Genomic DNA, 25,204 nt, shown 5'->3' on the forward strand with positions numbered 1-25,204 from the left:
CTTAACCTCCTAAATGCCATGCCAAACGAGAGCCTTGATGACTGTCCATAAAGCCTTTACAAGGTCCGTAGTAACAAGCATGTCCATCCACACATAAAATTGTATCTGCCACTTCCATGGCTTCCGTCACATCATGGGTGACCATGATGACGGTGATATTTTCTTTTTTTAGAGAACGTAACACGTCATAAATTTTTTTACTTGTTTCATAATCAATGCCGCTGGTCGGTTCATCCAACAAAATATAGTTTGGTTTCCGTGCTAAGGCCTGTGCTAACATGACACGTTGCTGTTGACCTCCGCTGAGCTCGCCGATGCGGCGTTTCAAGAAATCTTGCATGCCCACCAATTCCAACGCATCCAAGATGCGTCCTTTTCTATCTGCCTTCGGCACATGAAATAATGCAAGTCCCACTACCTCTTCTACGGTGGCTGGGAATTGTGCTGCATTTTTGTTATAAATTTGCGGTACCAAGTGAATAAGACCTTTCATCTGTGCCTCTTTCGGACTTATGCCATCTAAGCAAAGACGTCCAGAGGTCGGTTCCAGTAATCCTGCTACCATACGAAGCCACGTGGTCTTACCTGACCCATTAGGGCCGACCACCAACACAAACTCACCTTTGGGAATGGTGATGGTCATATTATGGATAATCAGCTGCGACCCATAGGAAAATTGTACATCTTGTATATGAATGCCTGCGTGCGTCATAGTTAACTCCTTTATATTTCTAGTTATCGCAGATATGGTAAAAGCTGTAATGACAATAGCATTACAGCTTGTATGTTATAGTACGCGTTTTGCCCCTCTGTAGCGCGGTCCCCAATAGCTGTCATCAATATCAGCCACGGCTACGCCACTACTCGATGTGGCACTAATGAATTGCCCATCTCCGATATAAATACCAGAATGGGAAATCCCTGGTTCATAGGTTTCAAAGAACACTAAATCACCTGGTTGTAGATTACTTTTTTCTACTTTTTTGCCTACCCTGAACTGTTCGTCCGCTTGGCGTGGCATATCATAGCCTATTTTTTTGAATACATGGCTAATATATCCAGAACAGTCGAAGCCTTCTGGCGTAGTACCACCAAATTTATAAGGCACGCCCGTGAACGTATGGGCATAAGTTAACACCTCTTTCACATTGCCAGACACGTGTTGATGTCCAATGTCTAATCCTTTGTATGTTTTACCTTTCTTTTTGAAAGTCAGCCCTTTCGGTGTAGCTTTTCCTTTTTTATGCTTCAAAGTAGAGGTAATCGCTGTAGACTCTGTGGATCTACTCGGATCGATATGAGACAATAGAAGTGCATCTTTTTCAGAAATGGCTTTCTTTTTAGATACTGTTTTTGTCACCGTTGGCAAAGATTTCCCCATTAATTTTTTATAGGTCTCTGCCCCTAGTATACCATCCACTGTTAATCCATGATCCTTTTGGAATAATCTAACAGCCCATTTTGTATTTGCATCATATTCGCTAGTCTCTCTAGCTTGATAACCAGCAGCGATGAGTTTCTTTTGAATACCAAGAATTTCCTTGCCTGCATCACCATATTGATAAGCACCTTGTACGCTAGTACCTAAAAAGCCTACTAATAGAGCAACCGCCAGGTATTGTTTCTTTTTACTCGTCATAGGACTCCTCTCTTATATACGATTATTTGTCTTCTATGTGACAGTTTATGGTGTCTTTCACCCAATATAACGGTCGTTGTTTAACCTCTTCAAAAATTCGTCCCACATATTCTCCGATGATACCAATGCCTACCAGTTGTACGCCACCTAGGAAGAAGATAGCTACCCCTAGGGTAGACCAACCACTGATAACATTGTCAGAGAAGAAGTGAACAAACAATATGTGTCCGATCATAATTAGGCTCAGCAGTCCGCATAGCAAGCCGATATATAAGGCTAACCGCAAGGGCACTCTAGAAAATGCTGTAATGCCATCTAAAGCAAAGCGCATCATTTTCTTGACACTAAATTTAGAAGTACCTGCAAAGCGTGGGGGTGCTACGAAGTGAAATTCATGTTGCACGAACCCTAAGTCGCCTACGATACCTCGCAAAAATCTACCATGTTCCCGGAAGGATTTCAATGTTTCCAAAGATTTACGATTCATCAAGCGGAAATCAGAACCGCCTTCCACAATAGGGACATTGGCTAATTTGTTAAGCACTTTGTAATAGTATTTCGATGTAAACGCTTTTGCCCAACTAGCATCTTCTGTGGAATCGCGAATGGTACGCACTACATCTGCACCAGATTCCCAATGTTTAACTAGTTCTGGAATCAACTCTGGTGGATGTTGCATATCTCCATCCATGGTGATGACCGCATCACCTTGGGCATAATCTAGTCCACAGGTTAAGGCTAATTGATGACCGAAGTTACGTGCCAACAACAACACTTTTACCTTTGGATCTTGATGTCCAATATATCGAAGCATGTCTGCACTATCATCGCTGGACCCATCATCGACGAAAATAATTTCATGGTCATAGTCAAGACTTTGCAATACATCTTTGACTGTTGTATAAAATTTTTGAATATTATCTTCCTCATTATACACGGGAACAACAATTGACAGTAACATAGCTCCTCCTTATGATCTTTACCTATCTATTTTACAGGATTGAGGACGCTTTTGCAAACTTCATGAAATCAGACATAATAGCTACGCCATTGAAAGAATGTTGCAGGCATTGTTGATAATTGTGCTCGTGTATGCCACCTAAAGCAATGCCTTGTACTTGTGGGTAATGTGTCTGAATTTGTGTCAACAGATTTTGTCCACGCTTGACTCCGATGCCGGGGTGTCCTGTTTTGCATGGTGTGGGAAAGATGGGGCTGATTAAGACGTACTCCAAATTAGGGATTCCTAGGGATGCTAACAACTTGATGTCATCTTCGTTGTGAACGGTGCTCCACAAAGTTATGTTCTGAAAATGTTGTTGCAAGGTAATCCATAGTTCTTCTTGTTCAGATTGCCAATGGCGTATTAGATTTGTAGGCATATGGATGCGTGGTTGTCTGTGTAAGATAGTCTCTAGCTGCATTCGGGTAGTGATTGCTTTTCCATGGTATACCACGGTACTCCCTATAGTATCGCAGAGATGGAGATACTCCTCAAAGGGTAAGTCTGTGTCACGGCATAGTGTATATAGACTACTGTGATTTCTCATCCAGTTGTCTGGTTCATCACTATCTGCCCTCGCATCAGGCAATCTAGTGCTATGAAGATTCGCTTTTACTGTAGATCTATATGCTCTACGTATATTATACGTTAAACTGCTTTCTTCTGTATGATTAATACAATGCTTGCCATACTTTTCTAGTCTTTCTATCCCTCTAGACAGTACTACACCATATGTTGCTAAGCTAATGTCATCTTTCAGTAGCTGTCGATTTGTAATCAACACTAAGGTGTCTATAGATGGGTTATTTTTCTTCATAGAGCACATCGATATAATCACTCATCACCACTTGCATTCCTAAGGCTTTCACATCTTCCATAGCTTCCGCTACGGTTCTACTGTCGGCAATTTCAAATTGCGCATCCCCTTCTTCTTGTTTCTTTTCTTCCGACGAATGTTCCCCAATGCCTGTGCTGACACCTGCTGACAATTTCGTCGCTGCTAATGGTAGGACCCCGTTACGGAACCTGGCTGTTTCTCTAGTGGAAATCGTAATATTTGCATAGGGTAGGAATAAGCGATATGCCAAGATGACTTGCAACAATTGTGCTTCTCCTACGTCCCCTGCATTGATGGTGTCATCATTAACGATAGGGCGTAGGCGCGGACAAGAAATACTAATTTCTCCATGGGGATAGGCACGTTGTAGGAGATGAGCATGCAAGGCTGTGGCAAAGGCATCTTTTCGGAAATCATCCAGCCCTAATAATGCTGCCAAACCTACTCCTCGCATGCCCCCTCGCAAGGCTCTTTCTTGTGTTTCTAAGCGATAGGGAAAGATACTTTTATTACCTAACAAATGCAATGTTTTGTAGTTTTCCCAATTATACGTTTCTTGGAATACGGTCACATAATCGCAACCACATTCTCGTAGGTACGCATAATCGTCTACATTGGCAGGGTAAATTTCTACGCCTACTACTTTGAAATATTTTTTTGCTAATTCACAAGCACGCCCAATGTAGGAAATCGGACTATGACGTTCACTTTCACCGGTGAGAATTAAAATATCTTGTAATCCTGTTTTGGCAATGTTTTTTAACTCTTCTTCAATACCTGCTTCATCTAACTTCGCTCGATGGATCTGATTTTTACAGTTGAAGCCACAATACACGCATAGGTTATCGCAATAATTTGAAATATATAACGGTGTAAACAAATATACAGAATTGCCAAAGTATCGTGTTCGTACGGCCTTTGCTTTTTCTGCTAGTTCTTCCAAAAATGGTTCTGCTGCAGGAGATAGCAAAATTTTTAGACCATCTACATCAATGGTATCTTCTTGCAATACACGTCGTACATCCTCTGCTATATAGTGATTGTACGTATATTGTTCACGTTCTTGTAACACTGTTTCTAAAATAGGACTTTCAATTTGATCCATGTGGGGACGATACTTCCAACAGGGATCGTCTATATGGTATCTGGTGGTACTAGACATGGCTATTCCTTTCCTCATATTGTCAATCTATCACTGAGGCAATTTTCATATATTTTCACTCAGTATCAATTCTTAGGTTCATTTGCTCGTTCATAGGTATATCTTACATAGGACTATAGTTGTCACTAACTGTAACATATCACCTTATATTACCGTAAAAATCCGGTTAACGGAGAGGATGCTGTACCACCTGTTTCAAGGGTTGGCCCCAATTTTGACAAATACGCTAATCGTCCTGCTTGGATGGCTAAACCAAATGCTTTCGCCATACCTCGAATATGACCCGCAGATGCTACGGCAGTATTTGCCATGATGGCAGCTACGCCCATTTCCATAGCTTCTGCTGCTTGGGATGGAGCTCCAATACCTGCATCTACGATGATAGGCAAGTCAATTTCGTTCACTAAAATTTTGATAAATTCCTTCGTCTGCAATCCCCGATTAGATCCAATTGGCGCCGCCAAAGGCATCACTGCAGCGGCTCCAGCATTCACCAAATCACGAGCCACTTCTAAATCTGGATACATGTATGGCAATACGATGAATCCTTCTTTTGCCAATATCTCTGTAGCTTTAATGGTCTCCCCATTATGTGGTAATAAATATTTTGAATCTTTCATGATTTCTACTTTCACAAAATCTCCACAACCTGTGGCCCGTGATAGTCGCGCAATGCGCACCGCTTCTTCCGCATCTCGAGCACCACTTGTGTTAGGGATTAAGATGGTATCCTTTGGAATGGCATCTAGGATATTTTCCACTTCTCCACCTACCGCACGACGCAATGCTAGGGTAATCATTTCTGCGCCCGCTTCTTCTAGGACTGCTTCAATTAAGTCGATAGAAAATTTTCCCGACCCCAAGATAAATCGAGAATGTAATGTATGTCCCCCTAAGGTCCATGTATCTTGTGTTTCCATATCTTTCACTGAAAGTGTCATAGGTTCCTCCTTAATCAATATCTTCTCCATGTAATAGTTGAATCACAGCATTTGCCATATGTCCGGCACAAACCATGACACGAGCGGCAGTAATTTTTCCGATAGAATCGATATCACTCACACCGTCACCGCATAAATACCAACGATGATGTCTCCGTTCACGGCGGATACCATTACTATCCCCCCAACCTGCCATACCGGAACAGCCAACTAATAAAGGCTCTGATGGATGGGTCAAAATAACTTCTGTCATCCAAGCTTTTGTAACCGCCTTGTCTACTGCTTCTACGACCATGTCATAGCCATCAATTAGTTCAGATAATCGCTCTGGTGTGAGGCATTCATTATGCACGATGACTTCACAGTTTGGATTCATCCGATTGAGGTGACCTTTCATAGCCTCCACTTTTAACACGCCTACATCATTCACATCATAATATTGACGCCCTAAGTTACTTTCATCCACAACGTCAAAATCTACAATTTCTAGATGTCCAATTCCTGCACGGCACAATGCCACTGCCACATGGGAGCCAACACCGCCCACACCGATAAGCAGAACTTTTTTATCTTGTAAAGATACCATTTAGCCACCTCCTACAAAGGTTACTACTTCCATTGTGTCTGCAGCGCTGACACGAGTGGATTCCCAATCCGCTTTGGAAAGGATTTTACCATTATACTCCACAACAATGCGATCCATACGAAATGCTAAAGCTTCCAGTACTTCCTGTACCGTTTGCCCTTCATAATTATAAGTACTTCCGTTGACTTTCATAGTATCCTCCTAACTATAGCGTTTGCTATATACCTATTTCAAACTAGCATAATGCCAATCATTTGTTATGGATCTTTCACTACATACTAGTATAAAAAACAGCACGAAAAACCATACCCGCGGTGGTATGCCCCTTCATGCTGTAGCACTCTATCGTCTCACTATTCTATTCCACTTGTGCATCCATTTCGATGTACCTCTATTCTGTACCCCTATAGGATAGACCATCCTATGAAAGATACAAAAAAAGGACATCCTGTTGGATGTCCTCAGTATGACGAATCAAACTTATCCTACGTTGGCATTATCCAAATCAGGTTATGGGTCAAAACTTTCGTTTACTCTCAGCCATTAGGCTCCCCAAAGTTCTCTTTCAGTATACGCTGATACGTTGCAATTTGCAAGCCTAAGTATCAACAAAATCTATCTTCTATGAACGACATATAATACTGCCACACTAGTAAGATATATTATCCTCTTCGCTTAGACACAGAGGCATAGTTTTTAATCACCACAATCGGCGTCATTTGGCTATCGTTACCAAATGGATTGTCAATCAAAATTTGCGCAATTTGTTGTGGCTTTAATCCACGGCTATGCCCTAAAATAGCTGCTCGTTTTAAATCATTCACATCTGCTACACAAGCCCCATAGGCACCTGTTGCTTTCATAATAGCATCAGCTACTGCATGTGGTTGTTTTGGTCCATATACAATGCATTTATCAAAAGGTGGCATCGTACCCGTTACATCATCTGTTAAGGATGCGGTCCGTGCCATTTGATAGAACACGCCAGATTTTTTAAACACTTTCGCTACGGCTCCACAGAAGAAGGCAAACATCATTTTCCATTCCCCTTCTTTATCCATAGCTGCTTGCATACCATACACAGATGCCATCGATCCATCTGGATGGATAAAACGATTTAAGAACTTCGCTTGCCAAGATACTTTTAACTCTTCTGGTCGCGTGAACTCCCCTTGCGTGATAGCCACAACGGATTCTGCGACGCACACAATATCTTCTGGTCCAATATAAGGACCTGCAAATTCAACGATAGCCTCTACGATATCATCTTTATTCGTTAAAATGCGAGTAGGGATTGGTAAAAGTTCTAATTCTGCCATGATGTACCTCCTATTTACGCATTGCTACTTCTAACTCTTCTGCAGTTAGAGTAATTCTAGTTTTTGAAATACGGTATGCCTCCCGACCTACCACTTGATGGTAAATATCGATAGGCATATCAGGGAATCCCACTAAATCTTTACGAATGTTACCACTATTAGCAGTCATGACTAGACGCAAACGAATCGTACTGCCTTGTCGTTGCTTATAGACTAAGGCTTCCCAATAGCCATCATGACGTTCTGCTTTTGCATCGGTCAACCACGATTGAATGGATACATTGTCGAATTGCTCTTGTGGCAACAAATGACGTGGGAACATATCCATGATAGTTCCGTATTGTTTTCCTTTATTCACAAAAGGAATATCTGTAGACAACACGACTTGATCAAAACTAATATCTTCCACTACAAAGGGAGTACGGCGTTTCACCATGATTACTATATCTTCATTGCCTTGGCGCCATGCAAAGATGCGGTAGGCGATATAAATGATGGCAATGATACAGGCTATCCACACTAGGGTATCTATGAATGTGTAAATATACATAATTCCTCCTAAAGAGTAATGAGCTTAGCTTCTAAGCTAGTATCCTTGAAAATATCTTGTACGATAGAGGTTACTCGATCTGCATGGCTAGTAACACAAACTTGTATAGAGCCTATTCTACCTGATGTCTGTTCCAAATCTTCTCCGTACAAAATAGCCCCTACAGCATCGGATGTTTCCCACGCAGGGTCTACAAAGCAAATACGATTATCCGTCAACTCTTGCAATACAGGTTCTACTAATGGATAATGGGTACAGCCTAGAATGGTCACTTCTACATTGGCATCTATCAATGGTTGTACATATTCTTTTGCACAATGTCGTAAAACCGCATCATCTAAATGGCCTTCCTCAATGCAGGCTGCCAAGTCTTTACAACCTTGTTCTACCACTTTCACATGAGGTTCTAAATTATGCACCGCATCCATATGTGTATGACTATTGATGGTTGCTACGGTAGCCATAATACCTAATGATCCCTTTCGCTTCTGTTTCACTTTGATCTGTAGTGCATCATGAATCCCTTGCGACATGCCTACAATAGGTACGTTAAATCGTTTTGATAGTTTGTCCAAAGCTACTACAGAAAATGTATTACAAGCAATCACTATGAGCTTCACTGGCTGTGCCACTAAAAATTCTGCAATCCTAGTTGCTATGCTTTCAATTTCCTCAATTGGCCTATTCCCCACTGGATTGTTAGCACTATCTCCGACATAAATAAAATCTTCTTCTGGAAATTCCTGTACGAGCACAGATAATACAGATAATCCACCGATGCCAGAGTCGAATACTCCAATAGGCAATTCTTTCTGTATGGGCGTCATTCCCTATTCCTCCTCTGCTACGGCTTTCATAGGTTTAAAAAATACATCTGGCAAACGAATTATTTTACCGGTTTCCTTAGAGGTAAACACATTTTGTGTCTCCCCTGTACATATCAGCGCATCATCACTGTCACGGATAATCCGATATGTGAAAGTACATTGCGCCCGCGATAAAGAAGCCACCGTTAATTCTACCCGCAATACGTCGTCAAAACGCGCTACTTCCTTATATTCACAGCTCACTTTTGTGATAGGAAATACGATGCCCTCTTGCATCATGTCCCACAGACTAATACCACAACGGCGGAAATATTCAATTCTTCCCATTTCAAACCATCGTAAATGATTCGTATGATGGGCAATCTCCATCATGTCCGTTTCGTAAAAGCGGACGCGCAATGATGTAGAAATCATCGTATACTACCTTTCCTATGCAATAAGAGGCTCCAAAGAGCCCCTTCTACTACTTAATCAATTGATCCGATTGGCACAAATTTTTGTGCTTGCTCTTTATGAGAAGCCTTAATATAACGATTGGCTACTTTCATAGCAATCGCTAACACAGCTACATCGTCTACCCAGCCAAGACCTGGTACACTATCTGGAATAAAATCGATAGGTAAAATTAAATATCCCAGAGCCCCAGCTATAACAGCTTTCACAAATTTTGGTGTGTCATTGTCACGTAAACAATAATATAACATAACTGCTTTTCGTGCAAACATAATATTACGGCCCATACGATTTACAGTAGACATAAAAGCATCAGATGTAAATGTTTTTCCATACTTAAGGATTTGTAAAATATTCATAGTGATGACCTCTCTGATTATTGTCTGAACTTATCTTTTGCTTGTTCTGCTAAATCGATGGCTTTTTCTTTTGTTTGTTCCGCTAATTCTACGGTTGCTTCCTTCACAACTTCTGCTTTTTCACGAATGTCTTGCACCGCTTCCTGTGCTTGATCAATCGCTTTGGCTGACAATTCAGAAGCTTTCTCTTCAACTTGCTGTAGTGTTGGTTCTACTGCTTCTTTAACTTGTTGTAATTTCGGCTCTACTGCATCTTTTACATCTTGCATAACAGCTGTCGCTTTTTCTACTACTGGTTCTACTTTAGTTTGTAAGGAACCATTTAATGTTTGTCGCACCGTATCTGCTTTTTCATAAGCAGCCTTTGTATACATACTTGCTTTAGATGCAGATGTACCAGCTACCGCTCCTGTTAAGGACAATGCTTCCGTTGCTAAAATTTTAAGTAAGGAGCCAACGCCTTTTGCCGCATGACGTGCATTATCTAGCAATTCTTCATTCCCACTTTTTTCTAATGTATCCTGTACAGTTGCCGCCAAAATAGATACGGCCCCTACCGCAAGGTCTTTTACAGCACCAATATTAGCTAATACATCAGCACCTACGAAAGAACTTGCAAAGCCTTTGGCACTTGCTAGGTAATCATTACCAGATACCTGCACACCTTCTAAAAAATCTACATTTTCATTACCCAATGGCTTATCACGAAGTGGGGTATTGGCCAATGTGATAACTGTTTCTTTATTATATTCATAAATATCTACCAAGCGTTGGCGATATTCTTCAAAATTAGGACACGTTGGCATACCATCTTCAATCCATTTTGCGGCCATTTTACCAACACCATAGGTGATAGCAGCTGCCACAGGAACACGAAGAATTACTGTTGGTACCATAGTACACACTAAGGCAGCTACAGCACTCCCACCAAGTCCTACTAAGAATCCAGTAATACCTTCTTTCGCAGGGCATACACCATAGACTTGAGCAATGCGAGATACCATGTACACATCATTAGCCAACAAACCTGCATAATTAAATTTTGGCAACGCCGCGATGCCAGCAGCACGTGCTGCTGCCCAACGGCAAATCATTTCTACTTCTTCTTGTACATTCGTTGCTTGAATAAGTGTTGCATTATTGTATTCCATATTTGTCTCCTATACGTACCACAAAACTTTAAGTGTCAATGTACTTATTATCCTTATTGTATCAAATTTCCCTATGAATTACCAACTTGTTAATCCACCATCTACCGTCCAAGCTGCTCCCGTCACAAAAGAGGCTTTCTCACTGATAAGAAACGCAATGACTTCTCCTACTTCGCGCGGTTGAGCAATCCGCCCTAATGGATAATGTAAAGCCATTTCTTCCTTGGCTTTCACAATATCCCCTGATGGTTCATTAGCTAATTGTTTCGCCACTAGTGACGTATCTACATCACCAGGGCATACACAATTGACCCGAACACGATGCGGTGCCATTTCTAAGGATAGTGATTTCGTAAAGCTCACTATCGCCCCTTTGGAAGCTCCATACACAGTGCATGCCACATTACCTTGTAGTCCTGCATCACTAGAGATAGTCACAATACTACCATGGACTTGTTTCAAATACGGTGCTGCCGCTTGGCAAAGGAATACAGTACCTTTTACGTTGGTGCCAATCATTTCATCAAAACTTTGCTCATCTACTTCCTCCAAGAGACGCTCCTCATAATATCCAGCTGCCGTTACTAAAGCATTCAAATTACCAAATAAACGAATCGTATCTTCTACAACACGACGGCAATTCATCACCTTGCTCACATCACCTTGTACAAATCGTACTTTTGAGGAAATACGACGCAACTTTACCACCGCTTCTTGCCCATCCCATTCATTGCGACCGTTGATGACCACGCACCAACCTTGTTTTAACAACAATTCCGCAGTAGCAAAACCTATGCCAGATGTGCCGCCGCTAATTAATGCTACTTGATTATCACTAAATTTTTGCATAGTTACTCCTACTATATAATCCCCTGTGAAAGTAAATAGTCATAGGACAATTTCATTAACATCGTCAAAGACATGGCGATAAATACAAATCGTACTAGCCCTACACCTTTCACCATGGCTAATTTAGATCCCGCCGTAGCTCCTATAATTTGTCCTACTGCGACTGCTAACCCGTAGCCATAATTCACTTGATCCATATAGATGAACACTAGTAAGGACCCAAAGTTACTTACTGTGTTCAGCACTTTGGCATTCCCTGAGGCTCCTAAGAAATCGTAGCCCATAAACAAAAAATAAAATATTAAAAACACCCCTGTACCAGGACCTAAAAATCCATCATATAAAGCAATGCTAATAGCCACTCCCACATAGGCAAGTAATTTCCACCCTGTTTTACGTTCCACTTGTGCTATGGTACCCCAATCTTTTTTGGTAAGTACCACAATGAATACAGCTAGCAATAATACGATAATAAGTGGTTTTAAAAATGTACCTGGCACATAGACTGCGATGTATGCCCCAATCATGGACATGATAAGGGTAAATGGCATAACCCGTTTCACAAAGGACCAGTCCACTAATTTATTTCTGGCGAAGTTAAGCATCGCTGTGCCTGACCCAAATACGCTAGATAGTTTATTCGTTCCCAAACACATAGCTACTGGCATATTTGTCAGCATTAATGCTGGCAAGGAAATCAGCCCACCTCCACCAACGATGGAGTCAATAAATCCTGCTAGGGCTCCTGCAAAAAATAGTATGACACCTATAAGTACATCGCCTTCCATAGTGTGAGCCCTCCTCTCTTCATCACTTTGATATATTCATTCCTGTTACTCACTCCTCAATACGAGGTAAAATTTTATTATATCCATCGGCACCATAGTGTAAGCATCGTTTCACACGACTTATAGTAGCTGTGCTTGCTCCTGTTACTTCTACAATTTGCTCATACCCTGTACCAGCTTTTAACAGTCGTGCCACTTCTAGGCGTTGAGAGATAGATTTCAATTCTCCGATAGTACAAATATCTTCAAAAAATTCATAACATTCTTCTAGTGTTTCCAAGGACAAGACCGCCCGAAATAACTGGTCGTGCATTGGATTCTTAAGCTTTTGATTCAATCTTCTACTCCTTCTTAATTCTATTCGGAATGTACTTTATTTCACTACCATTATACCATAGGAAATACTATACACATATCATAAATTCATTGTTCTTGTACAAAAAACAGAGGTTAGTTGATACTCGTGTATCAACTAACCTCTGTTGTATAATTGTTTGCTGATTCTATTCCTTAGAATGCTGGAATGATCGATCCTTTAAATTCATCTTGAATGAATTTGCGTACAGCCTCAGATTGATAAATAGACAATAATTTTTTGTATGTTTCGTTATTTACATCTTCTGTACGAACAGCCATTACATTAGCATATGGAGAGTCTGTACTTTCCACTACTACGGCATCTTTTTGTGGATTCAAACCAGCTGGGATAGCATAGTTTGTATTCACAGCTGCTACATCAACGTCGTTCAAGGAACGAGCAATTTGTGCTGCTTCTAATTCGCGAATTTCAATGTTTTTAGGATTGCTTGTAATGTCTGCTACGGAAGATTTAACATTACCCCCATCTTTCAATGTAATCAACCCTGCTTGTTGTAATAATAGTAAGGCACGACCACCATTGGTAGGATCGTTAGGAATCGCTACAGTAGCGCCATTTGGTACATCTTTCAAATCTTTATATTTGTTAGAGTAAATGGCCATTGGTAATAAAATCGTTTTACCGATAGATTGAATTTTTAAACCTTTATCTTTCACCATGTTATCCAAGAATGGTTGGTGTTGATAAGAGTTTACATTCAATTCTTTTTGATCTAAGGCAATATTTGGTTGAATGTAATCACTAAATTCAACTACTTCAATGTTCAATCCTTGTTTTGCCGCTTCACCTTTTACAAATTCCATAACTTTTGCATGCGGGCCTGCTGTTACACCTACTTTGATTGGTGCATCTGCTGCTGGTTTCGCTTCTTCTTTACCGCATCCTGCTAATAATAACACTAAAGATGCAATGGCTAATAAGCCGACTAAAATACGCTTCATAGTATCTCCTTTATTTTTTATTCACTTTACGGGATAAGTAGTCACCTGCACTTTGGATGACTTGTACTAATACAATTAAAATAACAATGGTTGCTAACATCACATCTCCTTGGAAACGTTGGTATCCATAACGGATGGCAATATCCCCAAGACCGCCGCCACCGATAGCCCCTGCCATAGCAGAATAACTAATTAAGTTAACGATTAACACGGTAATGTTGTCGATTAATGTTGGTAACGCTTCTGGCAACAACACTTTCCAAATAATCTGCAATGGTGTAGCCCCCATGGATTGAGCTGCCTCGATGACACCACCATTTACTTCTTTGATGGCTGTTTCCACTAAACGAGCCAAGAACGGGATGGCCGCCAATGTTAATGGTACGCAAGCTGCAGTGGTACCGATGGATGTACCTGCTACTAAGCGAGTGAACGGAATGATAGCTACCATCAAAATGATGAACGGAATGGAACGTGTGGCATTTACGATAGCCCCTAGCACTTTATTGACCGCTTCATTTTGCATGATGTGTCCACGACTAGTAATAACTAAAATCACGCCCAACGGAACCCCTAATAGAACGGCTACCACTGTGGAAATCACCGTCATTTGTACAGTTTCTAAGAAACCTTGTAACAATAAATTAATGATTTGCTGTGACATAACCGATCACCTCGCTTCCAATTGGTAAATTATGTAAGTAGTCGATAGCCGCTTCTGATTTAGCACGCTCGCCTTTTAATTCTACAATCAAATGACCAAAGCTCATATCTTGAATGTAATCCACACCACCAAACAAGATACTCACATCTGTATCAAACTTACGGATAATGCTTGCCACTACGGGTTCATCTGTTACATTGCCTTTGAAAGTCAATCGTACAATCGGATTCGCCCCTTCTACCCACGTTTCATTCATCGTTAAGTGAGCAATGGCGTCTTCTGGCAAGTCATGAGTGATGATAGCAGACACAAACTCTTTCGTAGTGGCTTGTTTTGGTTCCGTAAACACATCCACCACAGGACCTTCTTCGATGATAGTGCCACCCTCGATGACCGCTACACGATCACAAATTTCTTTGATGACATTCATTTCATGCGTGATTAACACGATAGTCAAGTTCAATCGACGATTGATATCTTTCAACAATGCCAAAATAGATTTTGTTGTTTGTGGGTCGAGCGCTGATGTAGCTTCGTCACATAATAACACTTTTGGATTGCTTGCCAAAGCACGGGCAATACCAACACGTTGTTTTTGACCACCGGACAATTGAGACGGATAATTGTCTAAACGATCCGACAATTTTACTATGTCCAAAATTGGCAAAATACGCTCTCTGATTTCTTCCTTTGACAATCCTTGCAATTCCAATGGAAATGCTACATTTTCATAGACTGTGCGGGATGAAAGTAAATTAAAGTGTTGGAAAATCATCCCAATGTGCTTACGTTCTTCACGTAATTCAGCTGTGTTTAGTTTTGTTAAATCTACACCATCTACAATCACAGAGCCAGCTGTAGGACGTTCCAACATATTGATACAACGAATCAAGGTAGACTTACCGGCACCAGATTGTCCGATAACACCAAAAATTTCGCCTTCTTCTATAGTTACATTAATTTCTTTCAAGGCTTCCACGCGGACAGCACCTTCATAGACTTTTTGAATCTGTTTAAGTTCTATCATGAAATCCTCTCCTTTTCAAACTAAATAAAATAAGAGCTCTCAGTTACCTAAGAGCTCTTGGGTATGCATAAATTGTACAATGTGAGTAGACAAACTGTCAATAATTCCCACTATACTACTTGCCTATCGTTTGTTATAGTTTAAATTTATAAGTTGATATGTAGAGGTATTCACTCTTTATAACAAGTACCATATTGCCCTAAATAAGTAAACACCTGTACTTTTCACAATGACATCGGTCAATAGCAGACTAAATATACTCCCTTACTTACTATTCATATGCTACTTAGTCTTGCTTTTCTATGCGAATACCACCACGTTTCGCAATGAAAGCCGCCAAAAAAATACCGCAACTACCAGTAATCAGCTGTGGCCAGCCCATACTGAACAAGATGCCTTTTTGCATGGTTTCCGGAATACTCGGCATCAATTGGAATAAAGTCAAGAATAGCCCATAAAGAACTACACTCTTTACAATGGCACCTGTAATAGCTGTCATCCATACACGTTTTGTGCCTAATACTTTCACAGTCATTGCATATGCCATACTACCAATAGCCACCACTGGTACAAATAGAGGTATCGTCAACATGCCTTGTAAGAATGCCATGAGAGGCGTTACACAAGCTACTACGAATCCGCTCCACAAACCATAGCGCCATGTAGCCAACGCCGTACAAGCGCCTACGATGGAGCCCACTAAAAATTGCACTAAGCCGTGCATAGGAATAATCATGCGAAGAAATCCTTGGCTTAGCAAAGCAATTGCTAAGAGTAAGGCACTTCCTGTTATCGTTTTAACTGACATTATGCTAACCCTTCTTCCATTAAATGTTGTAATTGTTCAGCTAATACTTTTGCCGCTTTGCCTGGTTTACCATCACCCACAGGCTCCCGATTTAAAGTTGTAATCGGAATAATGCCACCAATCGTATCTGTGAAGAAGATTTCGTCTGCATCTTTTAGGAAAGCTTCATCAAATTCACGTTCAATAATCGTAATCCCTGCCGTTGGTGCTACACGAGTTACCACTAACTGACGAGTGATACCCTTTAAAATATGATGATCAGCTGGATGCGTGTAACACACACCATCTTTCATAACGAATACATTGGAAGTAGCCCCTTCTGTAACAATGCCATCACGCACTAAAATCGCTGTATAAGCGCCTTTTTTCTCGGCTTTTGTTTGTGCCAAAATATTAGGAATTAAGTTTAGTGTTTTGATGTCTACACGAGCCCACCGTTCATCTGGTAACGTAATGGCTTTTACACCTTCTTGCAAGGTCCCTAAATCCGTTGTAATCGGTTTGATGAACATATACATTTGCGGTTCTAATTTAGAACGCTCAAAGGCATGATGACGTGGAGATACACCACGAGTAATTTGCAAATAGATATATCCATCAGTAATTTCACTTTGTTCAATCATGATTTCGTGCAACTCTTGCAATTCATCAGGAGGCATGCGCACAGGAATGTCCATTTCACGCATCGAACGATACAGACGATCTTGATGGTAGGAAAAAGCAAAAGCACGACCATTATACACACGCACTACCTCGTATACACCATCACCAAAACAATATCCTCTATCATCAAGACTAACCACCTTGGCACCAGACTCTACCATCTCGCCATTAAAATATGTTAATTCTTTCATAATAACACCTCATAGTATACATACGAATCAAGTATTACTTTCATTATAGTACAGACGAATATAAAATTCTACACCTTTTACATCAAATCTCCTGTAGAAGGAAACAATCTACCACTAACGCAAACTAAGCAACGCGCAAGTTTGCAAATAACGTCCCTCCACCTGAAGAACGCAGTTACACGTAGCAGCCTTGTGGCGTTCCTTTCTACCTGAATCAAACAAACACAAGAAGACCGTAACATACCCCTGAACAAACATAACCACTGTATCAGTTTGTGGAGGAATATGTCGTGCTCTTCCCATCCCCTGAGGAGCACAGTTACAAGTAGCAACCTTGTGGCGTTCCTTATTACCTAAATCACACAAACACCAAGAAGACCGTAACATACCCCTGAACAAACATAACCACTGTATCAGTTTGAGAAGGAATATGCCGTCCTCTTCCCTCCACCTGAGGAACGCAGTTACACGTAGTAGCCTTGTGGCGTTCCTTTCTACCTGAATCACACAAAACCCAAGAAGACCGTAACATACCCCTGAACAAACATAACCACTGTATCAGTTTGAGAAGGGGTGTGTTACGGTCTTCCCTTTGCCTATTCAGTTACGAACGCCACAGGCTACATAGCGAAACCAGAGACGATCCACAGACTGCATAGCGGAACAAGTGACGCCCTACTTGCCCAGCATATACCCACGTACTCGTTTAGGCAACTGTTCAAATCCTTTTGTCACTCCCAAAGACAAGATGACCGCGCTCACATACATAAACACAACTGTTGTCGTTGTATATCCTAGTCCGCCGATTTGCAATACTTTATCTATTACTATCAACATAAATGGATGCACTAAATAGATTCCATAGGACGCATTACCTAATTCTGTCCAAAAGGTTTCCACGATGTCACTCATGGATGACACGGTGAAAGCCCACACAAAAAAGAGACATCCCATACCTGTATACACCAATCCTTGAGGGCTCAATTGATGCACTGTGTAAATGGCCTCTAGTCGAGTATATCCCCACTCTGCCATCACATAGTAATAGGAGCCTAACATTGCCACTAAGGATAAAATAAATCCAACAGTGATACCAAAACCGTGGGAGTCAATCCATTCCAACATCGCATCAAATCGCTCTGCTAATAATCCACCTAAAAGGAAAATCCATATATAAAATCCTACAAAATAATTAAGGCGCATACTAAAGATATACTGTAACCATTCTTGTTCAAACTTCACGGAACCCGCCATGTAAGAAGACCAATAGTTCACTGCCATTTGTGCAAAAAACAATACCGTCATACTAAGAATAGGCGCTTTCAGTATAGACCGTAGGGTCCATCGCCAAAGTGGCATCAAAGCGTAAAACCAAAGAAGTATGACTAAAAAATACAGGTGATACATGCCATTCCCAAAGAGTAGAGTCAGTCCTAGTACATGTGGCATCAATCCCCAGGCGCTATGGGCTAACACCGCATTATAGGCTGTATATAAAATAGTCCATACAATGTATGGATAGAGCACTACCTGCGTGCGACGACGCAAAAAGTCAGAGTAAGAAAATTCGTCTTCCACCGATGTATGATAAAACAACCCGAAGGCAGATAAAAAGAAAAAGGCTGGCACTGTAAAGCGAGACACAATTTCTAACAGTCCTAATAGATGTATATTAATCGCAGGGTTCGCCAAGGCATAGGACCCTACATGGATACCGATCACACCTAACATACATAGTCCTCGCATGTAAGTGATCGCCGGTATAGCTGGCTTTCTCATAGTTCCTCCCAAAAAAGAGGGGCTTAGCCCCTCTCTCCTTGTTCATTATTACTTTATTGAGCCTTAGCTTTGGCTTTAGCCATTTCTGCATCGGCCTTTTCCTTGGCTGCTTTCGCTTCAGCTTCCGTTTTGGCTTTGGCTTCTGCTTCTAGCCGTGCTCGTTCTGCCGCTTCACGTTGCAATCGCAATTCTTTTTGTAACGGAGCCACCGGTTCACGATATACGGTAATATCTGTTTCAAATAATCGTCCCCATGGGAAGCGAGCCGATACGGTACGAGGGTTTATCTTTAAATAGGTTTCCGCAAAATCTTGTACCCGTTCCCCTAAGTAACTTTCTAGCTTATCATTTAAAGTCCCTGTATATTTCACATTGTCTGTACGGATGGAATCCTGCATGCGATACACAGATTTACGGATATTGGCTTGGTATGCCCAATTGTCTAGATATTGTTGGGTCAACATATTTCGATGGCTTTGGTCGTCCATATGTCCACTTAAAATACCTTGTGCTATGGCATAGCCAATGGTATTGCTCGCTGTATTCCAACCGTTATAGGCCGCCACACGGTACAGTAAATCTCGTTGGTATAACCCGTACACGAGGGTATTATCCGAACCATTGGAGTACGCAATATCCGCAATGCTGACAGGTACGCCTTGGTTCATAGATGCTTGAATGTGATCTAAAAATTCATTAGTACTTCTAGAAATCATTGGGAAATTTTCAAAGGCTTCTGATTCACCTGTGACCATACCTAGTGGGGTATTCACTGCTAGTAACACAGATGGTTTGCCTTTGACTTTCATCGTGCCACCTACAGCTACCACATGTTCGGCAATCGTTTTTTCTATCTTTTGATCTTCATAGTGTGGCACTGTTTCGCCACCACCACCTAATGGATAGATGACCTCGAAGGTAGGTGTTAAGTGATTACGGTCCACATGGTCACGAGCAATCAATAGCAGCCCTAATTGGTCTGCCCCTGGGAAACTGCCATATTGGGTAGGCGAAAGTCCTTTGCTATATTTCTGTAAATAACGCCCTTCCATAGCTGATTGAGATAAGCTACTCGTGTCGTCATGACCTAACGCAAAATATTTAAAAACACCTTTTTTCGTAATATCAATTAACTGACGGTTGATTTCCATATTTTTTTGACGACGATGAAACCAATCTTGTAAAAACTCCACCGGCACTGTAGCTTGCAACATGAACAACTCTTTTTGTTCATCTGTCGTCAATTTTTGGCTGTCTAATTTATCTTGTAATGCGGCAATACGGAAAATCGTTGGACCATATTGATCATAATAGGCTGGCTCCACACCGCCTCCACTAGCACGTGGTGAGCGCATCACCGTACCAAAGGCATAGATTGGCACATTGGGATACTTTTTGTGCAAGTCCTCAATATGACGCACACGGTATTCCAAGGTATGCAAATCTAAATTATGTTTTCTAGAATCTACAAGACCACCATAAATTAAGGAATCCGTGCTTAAGACCAGCACATCTGCTTTGCTCGCATTCTCATCCACCCATCTCCACATGGCCTCCGCATTTCCTTGAAAGTTTCGCCCAGAAATATAGTATTGTGGTGGTGTTAACACCGTATATCCTGCATCTTGAGCCGTCGCCACCGTATAGGCTAAGCTCACAGGACGGTCATCTTGTGGTACATACAGTACCGTCGTAGCCTCTGCAGTACTTGCATGACTCAGTATCGCTGTGGCAATGGCTGTAGCCATCACAGCAAACTTACGTCGCCATAACTGTTTACTCATATTCAATATCTCTCCTATTGCATAGCATAGTCACTAATTATCTTTTTAGTAAATCCTGCTCTTTCTGTATTATACTTTTACAAAATATATTTGTATACTTTTAATATATTGGTAATGTGTGGATAATTGGGTATTATTTCTTCTCAATTACTATACCAACCAATATCATCTTTTATATTTCAAACAATTTTACACAAGTGCCCAATTTCTACTTGCAATTTAAGTATCTTTTATATAATTCATTAATAGAATCTTTTATTATCTTTTTACATGTAACAAGCCTGTATCCTATAAACTTTCGACACCACTGAAAGCCTACGCTGCATGCATTCTATCACATATCATAATCACCGATGAATCCGATCAATACGCGGTAGATTCCAATGATACTCAATGGCCACCATGCGAATGATGAAAACAATGAGGAAAGTCACATAGGACGCAATAATATAATGCTCGCTTTCATACACCAAATAATAAGCAACCCCACCCAATAGAGCAGGTAAGGCATAGACTTCTTCTTTCAACACACTCGGCGTGCGGTGCGCTAAAATATCTCGGATGATACCACCACCTACAGCCGTGAGAACACCTAATATAACCGTAAGCACCAAATTATGCGAGTCCGTAGTAATCCCCACCGTAGCACCAGTTACTGTAAAAGAAGCCAACCCTAACGCATCTGCCGTAAGATATACCTTCGTTGCCCCTTTACCTTCAATATAACGATTCCAACCATAACGATACATGATAAATACAATCCCCACAGTAATCAAAGTGATAGACATATATAAACCAGTTTGTAACGATGTAGGAGGTATACGCCCTACCATAACATCACGCACAATCCCACCGCCAATAGCAGTGACCAGCGCTAAAATCAATATACCAAAAATATCCATACGCCGTTGAATCCCCAAAAGGGCACCCGATATGGCAAAAGCAATCGTTCCAATGACGTCAAATAATAACCATAAAAAATCCATACAACGCCTCCTCATACGGAATTATTGTACCATTCTTTTGAGTAAGATACTAGATATTTTATAAAGCAAAAAGGACGGCTTGCAACCGTCCTTTTTTGTTTGCCCTATAATAAAGGGAACTAAATATTCGTTGGGTTAATTATATACCATCTTGCCACAAAATACAACGGATATAACAATAAAAGCGCCTATGCAACGCATAAACGCTTTTAAACCTTGGCGGAGGATTAGGGATACACCCTATAAAACCGCATATCTCCTAGCTTTTCCACTTTCCACCCTCTACAGGGGGCAAGATAGGGGGCAAAACTACTATATATAATCACCTCATAAACAAGGCTATCAGCTGTACGGCTTTTAGTCTTGTTTTTCTATTTTCTGACTATTTAAGGGTATGACCTAAAAAATAACACTCTTATTTCGCCTGTACGGGGCTTTTCTATGGTCGCCCTATAGTTTTACCTAGGCTATGATAACCACATAATAACGGCGAATATTCGCATACATTCAAGCCTAAAATATGGTATACTTTATGTATCCTCATTTCATCATGAAAGGGGGTGACTTTCATGTTTGAGGAGTTTTACACACAAGTAGGCAACTTTCTAGCCCCTGTAATTCAAGGTATCATGATTTATGTTATTTCTCACATATTGATTGAGATCTTCAAAAACAGAAAATAAGAAAGACAAAAAGGACGGCTTGCACCCGTCCTTTTTTGTTACCCTCATGATGAGGAGTTTTACACTTTATGCCACAATTATATACCATCTTCCCACAAAATACAAGAATTGCTTTTATGCATGCATATAAAGGTTATAGATAATTGAATACATACACTCTAATGTAAATCCTATTATATCAATTATACCAATAATAACCAATAATTTATAGCTAAGGCTCATAGCCCTAAACTCTTTGAATCGCTTTCCTTTCATCTGCTACCTCCTACACATGTTTATAAGGGTTATATATAATGGGTATCCATTTGCGTATACGGTTGCGTATCCATTTGCGTAAAATAGCTTTACACAAATTCATAAGGATCAGGGATAACAATATTATTACAGTTCGCCCACTCTACAAAGATAGGTATATACTTTCTGTTTTTTCTGCTATCTACCTTTTCCATAAAATAACACATATCAAGTATGTACATTTTCGCCTTTATAGCTATGCAACTATCTAAATCATTTCTGAATTGCTCTACTATTGGCCATATTATTTTATGCTTGCTATATAACAGTTCTAGCCGTTCTTTTAGGCTTTCAATATCAACAATATAATTCGATGTATCTTGATGTTTTCCACCTTTTACATATATTTCTATATCTTGTTTTTTAGGCTTATAACCACCCTTGTATGCTTGTAATTCTTCTGTTAGGCGGTAGATATGTTCGCCAATGCGTCTATACCCTTTTAACATCAATAACATTGAATCGTATGTATACATGCTTGCCCCTGATTTATCTTTTTTGTAATAAAAGTTCGGAAAAACGTTTTGCACCTGTACACACTTTTTATATGTTTTACTCCGCAAAAATCACGTTTTGTGTTGTATTTTTCCGAATACTATAACTATAAAAAGGGGGATTACTCCCCCTCTTTTTTACTGTTCAAGTTGCTTTTTGATTTCCTGTTCAAGTGCTTCTCTTAGTGTAGGTTGTTTCGGTTGCTGTGCTTTCGCTAGTTCTTCATACGCAAAGTTATAACCTAGTACAAAGGCTAGATGGGTGCAGTCTACGGCCACACGCTCCACATCTTCCTTATTGGTAGCTAAGTTGATACGCTCTCTTGTAATTTCCTTTAAATGCTCTACAGCTTTCATATTATCACCTTTCTATACTGTTTCTTGGTAGTAAATACCTTTCTTTTTGTTGTTCAATACGAATGCATCATATACGATACGCCCCTCTACTAATACGCCATTAATGCCCGGAGGGTTGATATGATCTTTTACGCTTGTTAGATGTTGAGCAAAAATAGTGGAATGTTTATAGGCCACCATAAAGCCGAATTTTTCAGGCACTCGCACGGATGGTACTTTAATTACGTTTAATCCATCAAGATTAGAGATAATGCCCGTCATTCGCATATCTTGCCCTTGTGTTGTTTCTAGTACCACCTCTTTGGATTTTTTGAGGATTTGATACACTTCGGGTGTTACTACTAAATTTCTATCAGTGTTAGGCACAAACGCATTATCAAGTTCTGTATTGGCCTTTAGAATCTCATCATAAATGTTTTCAGGGGTTAGGGTTACTGCTGTAGGCTTAATGCCCGCTCCTGTAATCATTTTATTGAGTACATACTTTTCAACATTAGGAATAACAACTTCACTCATTTGTCGCCCAATAGATTGGGTTAAGGCTTCCTCGTATCCTAATGTTTGTTCCATATCTAAATGATCCATTACATATGTAAAGGCTTTATCTTGCGTTAGACGTTCCGTTTGTGTTGTATGGTCTAAGTCTGTAGGTGTTCCATAACGGCCGTATTCTCCCTCGCCTAGTTTTCCGTGGCGGTGGTAGTCTGTTAATTGTGCAGTAGCTACTGTATACACTTTTACAGCGTCAGCACCCACCCAATAATAATCCTGTTGGTTTGTAATTGTTCCTAATGGTGTACTCTTTGTAAATCTCTCATCCACAAAAGTGGTGAATAGGGTTCTTAAATCAATGTTTGGTTCTCCCATATATAACTCGCTTTCTAGCTATTAAAGGCTTTTCTGTATCGCTCCATTTCGTCAATTTCCCTATGGCTTTGAGATAGATTTTTATGACCGCTCCCCGGCTTTTGTAGACTTTTTATAGCCCATGGGTTAGCGTCCCCCCATTCCTTTAGATACTCATCAGCGTTTGTTCCATCTAGTAATAATTCGCCCTGATCGTCCAAAGTCGCTTTACCATCAAACATAGGGTATATTTCTTTAGGTGCTACTATATGATTGCCTTCTAGCTTTTGTAATAACTTATTTTTTAAATTCTCATCATACCGAATACGTTCTTTTTCTAAGTATTCAGCTTTGGTATTTTCTAATTCTGCTGTTACTCGTGCTACTTGTTCTTGTAATGCTTGCACGTTGTCAGCGTCTTTGTTATATCTTGCCCGTTCACGTTCTAACCGCTCTTGGACAATCTGATTTACTTCTTCTTGTGTAAACGTCTTTTCATTTTCCATTGGTAAATCTCCTTTTTTCCTGTTAGTTCAGTACACTACGCAACAAGTGATATAGAGAAAAGGAACTATACCACTTGTTACAGTATCCAATGTACCGCATGGATCAGGTGCTTTACGCTGGCAGTAAATACATAAAAAAGCCGTGAAAACTATTAGCATAATTTGCCAATAATTCCCACGGCTTTCGCCTTACATTTTCATGCGGTACTTGTATTATTATAGCATAAATCGCATAATAAAACTACTTCTTAGGCTTTAAAGACGGTGTCAAGTTTTTGTTGGAAAAATAATTACCTAGCTTTAAAAGAGGGTTCCTCGTCACTAAAGAATCCTGCGT

At 40.5% G+C, this 25,204-nt stretch carries 30 protein-coding genes and 1 riboswitch; all 30 genes read right to left on the reverse strand.

The genetic code is table 11. The features are described 5' to 3' along the window. Position 1: 1 nt before the first annotated feature. The 30 genes from EO125_RS03295 to EO125_RS03435 all read right to left on the reverse strand — a co-directional run bounded on the left by EO125_RS03295 (position 2) and on the right by EO125_RS03435 (position 24,867). Entirely contained in the window at positions 2-712 is a 711-nt protein-coding gene (locus tag EO125_RS03295) for a metal ABC transporter ATP-binding protein (RefSeq protein WP_127147654.1), read from the reverse strand. Positions 713-787: 75 nt separating this feature from the next. Beyond that, positions 788-1,639 carry an NlpC/P60 family protein gene (locus EO125_RS03300; RefSeq protein WP_127147655.1) on the reverse strand — a complete coding sequence of 284 codons (852 nt, stop codon included), beginning with the start codon at positions 1,637-1,639 and terminating at the stop codon, positions 788-790. Between the two features lie 22 nt (positions 1,640-1,661). Continuing rightward, positions 1,662-2,600, reverse strand: coding sequence for a glycosyltransferase family 2 protein (locus EO125_RS03305; RefSeq protein ID WP_127147656.1), 939 nt, complete (start codon positions 2,598-2,600; stop codon positions 1,662-1,664). A gap of 31 nt (positions 2,601-2,631) precedes the next feature. Next, positions 2,632-3,459 carry a thiamine phosphate synthase gene (locus tag EO125_RS03310; RefSeq protein ID WP_164726426.1) on the reverse strand — a complete coding sequence of 276 codons (828 nt, stop codon included), beginning with the start codon at positions 3,457-3,459 and terminating at the stop codon, positions 2,632-2,634. After that, positions 3,446-4,585, reverse strand: a complete 1,140-nt coding sequence (thiH, locus tag EO125_RS03315) for a 2-iminoacetate synthase ThiH (protein ID WP_206168353.1) — start codon at positions 4,583-4,585, stop codon at positions 3,446-3,448. The genes EO125_RS03310 and thiH overlap by 14 nt, the downstream gene beginning before the upstream one ends. Before the next feature lie 206 nt (positions 4,586-4,791). Further along, complete coding sequence (locus tag EO125_RS03320) at positions 4,792-5,583, reverse strand: thiazole synthase (RefSeq protein ID WP_370447285.1); 792 nt, start codon at positions 5,581-5,583, stop codon at positions 4,792-4,794. 10 nt (positions 5,584-5,593) lie between these two features. Next, a complete protein-coding gene (gene thiF, locus EO125_RS03325; RefSeq protein ID WP_127147659.1) occupies positions 5,594-6,169 on the reverse strand; it encodes a sulfur carrier protein ThiS adenylyltransferase ThiF in 576 nt (191 codons plus the stop codon). Next, positions 6,170-6,361: a sulfur carrier protein ThiS gene (gene thiS, locus EO125_RS03330; protein ID WP_127147660.1), complete on the reverse strand. Its 192-nt coding sequence runs from the start codon at positions 6,359-6,361 to the stop codon at positions 6,170-6,172. It lies immediately after the preceding gene. A 273-nt stretch (positions 6,362-6,634) separates the two neighbouring features. Next, positions 6,635-6,734: riboswitch (TPP riboswitch) on the reverse strand. 97 nt (positions 6,735-6,831) lie between these two features. Then, positions 6,832-7,488, reverse strand: a complete 657-nt coding sequence (locus EO125_RS03335; protein ID WP_127147661.1) for a coenzyme F420-0:L-glutamate ligase — start codon at positions 7,486-7,488, stop codon at positions 6,832-6,834. Positions 7,489-7,498: 10 nt separating this feature from the next. Next, positions 7,499-8,038 (reverse strand): hypothetical protein, encoded by a 540-nt coding sequence (locus EO125_RS03340; RefSeq protein ID WP_127147662.1) that lies wholly within the window; start codon positions 8,036-8,038, stop codon positions 7,499-7,501. Positions 8,039-8,046: 8 nt separating this feature from the next. Then, the gene (gene murI, locus EO125_RS03345; protein WP_127147663.1) at positions 8,047-8,865 is read right to left on the reverse strand and encodes a glutamate racemase; all 819 of its coding nucleotides are present in this window, start codon (positions 8,863-8,865) and stop codon (positions 8,047-8,049) included. Positions 8,866-8,868: 3 nt separating this feature from the next. Next, on the reverse strand, positions 8,869-9,279 hold the full coding sequence (locus EO125_RS03350; protein ID WP_127147664.1) for a thioesterase family protein: 411 nt from the start codon (positions 9,277-9,279) through the stop codon (positions 8,869-8,871). 53 nt (positions 9,280-9,332) lie between these two features. After that, entirely contained in the window at positions 9,333-9,677 is a 345-nt protein-coding gene (locus EO125_RS03355) for a YkvA family protein (protein ID WP_127147665.1), read from the reverse strand. 17 nt (positions 9,678-9,694) lie between these two features. Further along, the gene (locus tag EO125_RS03360; RefSeq protein ID WP_127147666.1) at positions 9,695-10,828 is read right to left on the reverse strand and encodes a hypothetical protein; all 1,134 of its coding nucleotides are present in this window, start codon (positions 10,826-10,828) and stop codon (positions 9,695-9,697) included. A 78-nt stretch (positions 10,829-10,906) separates the two neighbouring features. Continuing rightward, entirely contained in the window at positions 10,907-11,677 is a 771-nt protein-coding gene (locus EO125_RS03365; protein WP_127147667.1) for an SDR family NAD(P)-dependent oxidoreductase, read from the reverse strand. A gap of 11 nt (positions 11,678-11,688) precedes the next feature. Beyond that, positions 11,689-12,465 carry a TSUP family transporter gene (locus tag EO125_RS03370; protein ID WP_127147668.1) on the reverse strand — a complete coding sequence of 259 codons (777 nt, stop codon included), beginning with the start codon at positions 12,463-12,465 and terminating at the stop codon, positions 11,689-11,691. Between the two features lie 49 nt (positions 12,466-12,514). Then, entirely contained in the window at positions 12,515-12,778 is a 264-nt protein-coding gene (locus EO125_RS03375) for a YerC/YecD family TrpR-related protein (protein ID WP_127147685.1), read from the reverse strand. A gap of 197 nt (positions 12,779-12,975) precedes the next feature. After that, on the reverse strand, positions 12,976-13,785 hold the full coding sequence (locus EO125_RS03380) for a MetQ/NlpA family ABC transporter substrate-binding protein (protein WP_127147669.1): 810 nt from the start codon (positions 13,783-13,785) through the stop codon (positions 12,976-12,978). A 10-nt stretch (positions 13,786-13,795) separates the two neighbouring features. Further along, positions 13,796-14,449: a methionine ABC transporter permease gene (locus tag EO125_RS03385; protein WP_127147670.1), complete on the reverse strand. Its 654-nt coding sequence runs from the start codon at positions 14,447-14,449 to the stop codon at positions 13,796-13,798. Further along, the gene (locus EO125_RS03390) at positions 14,430-15,476 is read right to left on the reverse strand and encodes a methionine ABC transporter ATP-binding protein (protein ID WP_127147671.1); all 1,047 of its coding nucleotides are present in this window, start codon (positions 15,474-15,476) and stop codon (positions 14,430-14,432) included. The genes EO125_RS03385 and EO125_RS03390 overlap by 20 nt, the downstream gene beginning before the upstream one ends. 286 nt (positions 15,477-15,762) lie before the next feature. Beyond that, positions 15,763-16,284: an ECF transporter S component gene (locus EO125_RS03395; protein ID WP_127147672.1), complete on the reverse strand. Its 522-nt coding sequence runs from the start codon at positions 16,282-16,284 to the stop codon at positions 15,763-15,765. Next, on the reverse strand, positions 16,284-17,138 hold the full coding sequence (dat, locus tag EO125_RS03400) for a D-amino-acid transaminase (RefSeq protein WP_127147673.1): 855 nt from the start codon (positions 17,136-17,138) through the stop codon (positions 16,284-16,286). The genes EO125_RS03395 and dat overlap by 1 nt, the downstream gene beginning before the upstream one ends. A gap of 675 nt (positions 17,139-17,813) precedes the next feature. Further along, the gene (locus tag EO125_RS03405; protein WP_127147674.1) at positions 17,814-18,917 is read right to left on the reverse strand and encodes an acyltransferase; all 1,104 of its coding nucleotides are present in this window, start codon (positions 18,915-18,917) and stop codon (positions 17,814-17,816) included. 53 nt (positions 18,918-18,970) lie between these two features. Next, entirely contained in the window at positions 18,971-20,701 is a 1,731-nt protein-coding gene (locus tag EO125_RS03410; RefSeq protein WP_206168354.1) for a DUF4127 family protein, read from the reverse strand. 347 nt (positions 20,702-21,048) lie between these two features. Next, positions 21,049-21,687: a trimeric intracellular cation channel family protein gene (locus EO125_RS03415; RefSeq protein WP_127147675.1), complete on the reverse strand. Its 639-nt coding sequence runs from the start codon at positions 21,685-21,687 to the stop codon at positions 21,049-21,051. Between the two features lie 797 nt (positions 21,688-22,484). Continuing rightward, complete coding sequence (locus EO125_RS09820; protein WP_164726427.1) at positions 22,485-22,625, reverse strand: hypothetical protein; 141 nt, start codon at positions 22,623-22,625, stop codon at positions 22,485-22,487. Between the two features lie 89 nt (positions 22,626-22,714). Then, on the reverse strand, positions 22,715-23,140 hold the full coding sequence (locus tag EO125_RS03420) for a hypothetical protein (protein WP_127147676.1): 426 nt from the start codon (positions 23,138-23,140) through the stop codon (positions 22,715-22,717). Positions 23,141-23,296: 156 nt separating this feature from the next. Further along, positions 23,297-23,515 carry a hypothetical protein gene (locus EO125_RS03425; protein WP_127147677.1) on the reverse strand — a complete coding sequence of 73 codons (219 nt, stop codon included), beginning with the start codon at positions 23,513-23,515 and terminating at the stop codon, positions 23,297-23,299. Between the two features lie 12 nt (positions 23,516-23,527). After that, positions 23,528-24,382, reverse strand: a complete 855-nt coding sequence (locus tag EO125_RS03430) for a hypothetical protein (protein WP_127147678.1) — start codon at positions 24,380-24,382, stop codon at positions 23,528-23,530. A gap of 14 nt (positions 24,383-24,396) precedes the next feature. Beyond that, positions 24,397-24,867 (reverse strand): hypothetical protein, encoded by a 471-nt coding sequence (locus EO125_RS03435; RefSeq protein ID WP_127147679.1) that lies wholly within the window; start codon positions 24,865-24,867, stop codon positions 24,397-24,399. Positions 24,868-25,204 lie beyond the last annotated feature (337 nt).

The organism is Veillonella sp. VA139, assembly GCF_003992005.1.
Lineage (GTDB): Bacteria > Bacillota > Negativicutes > Veillonellales > Veillonellaceae > F0422.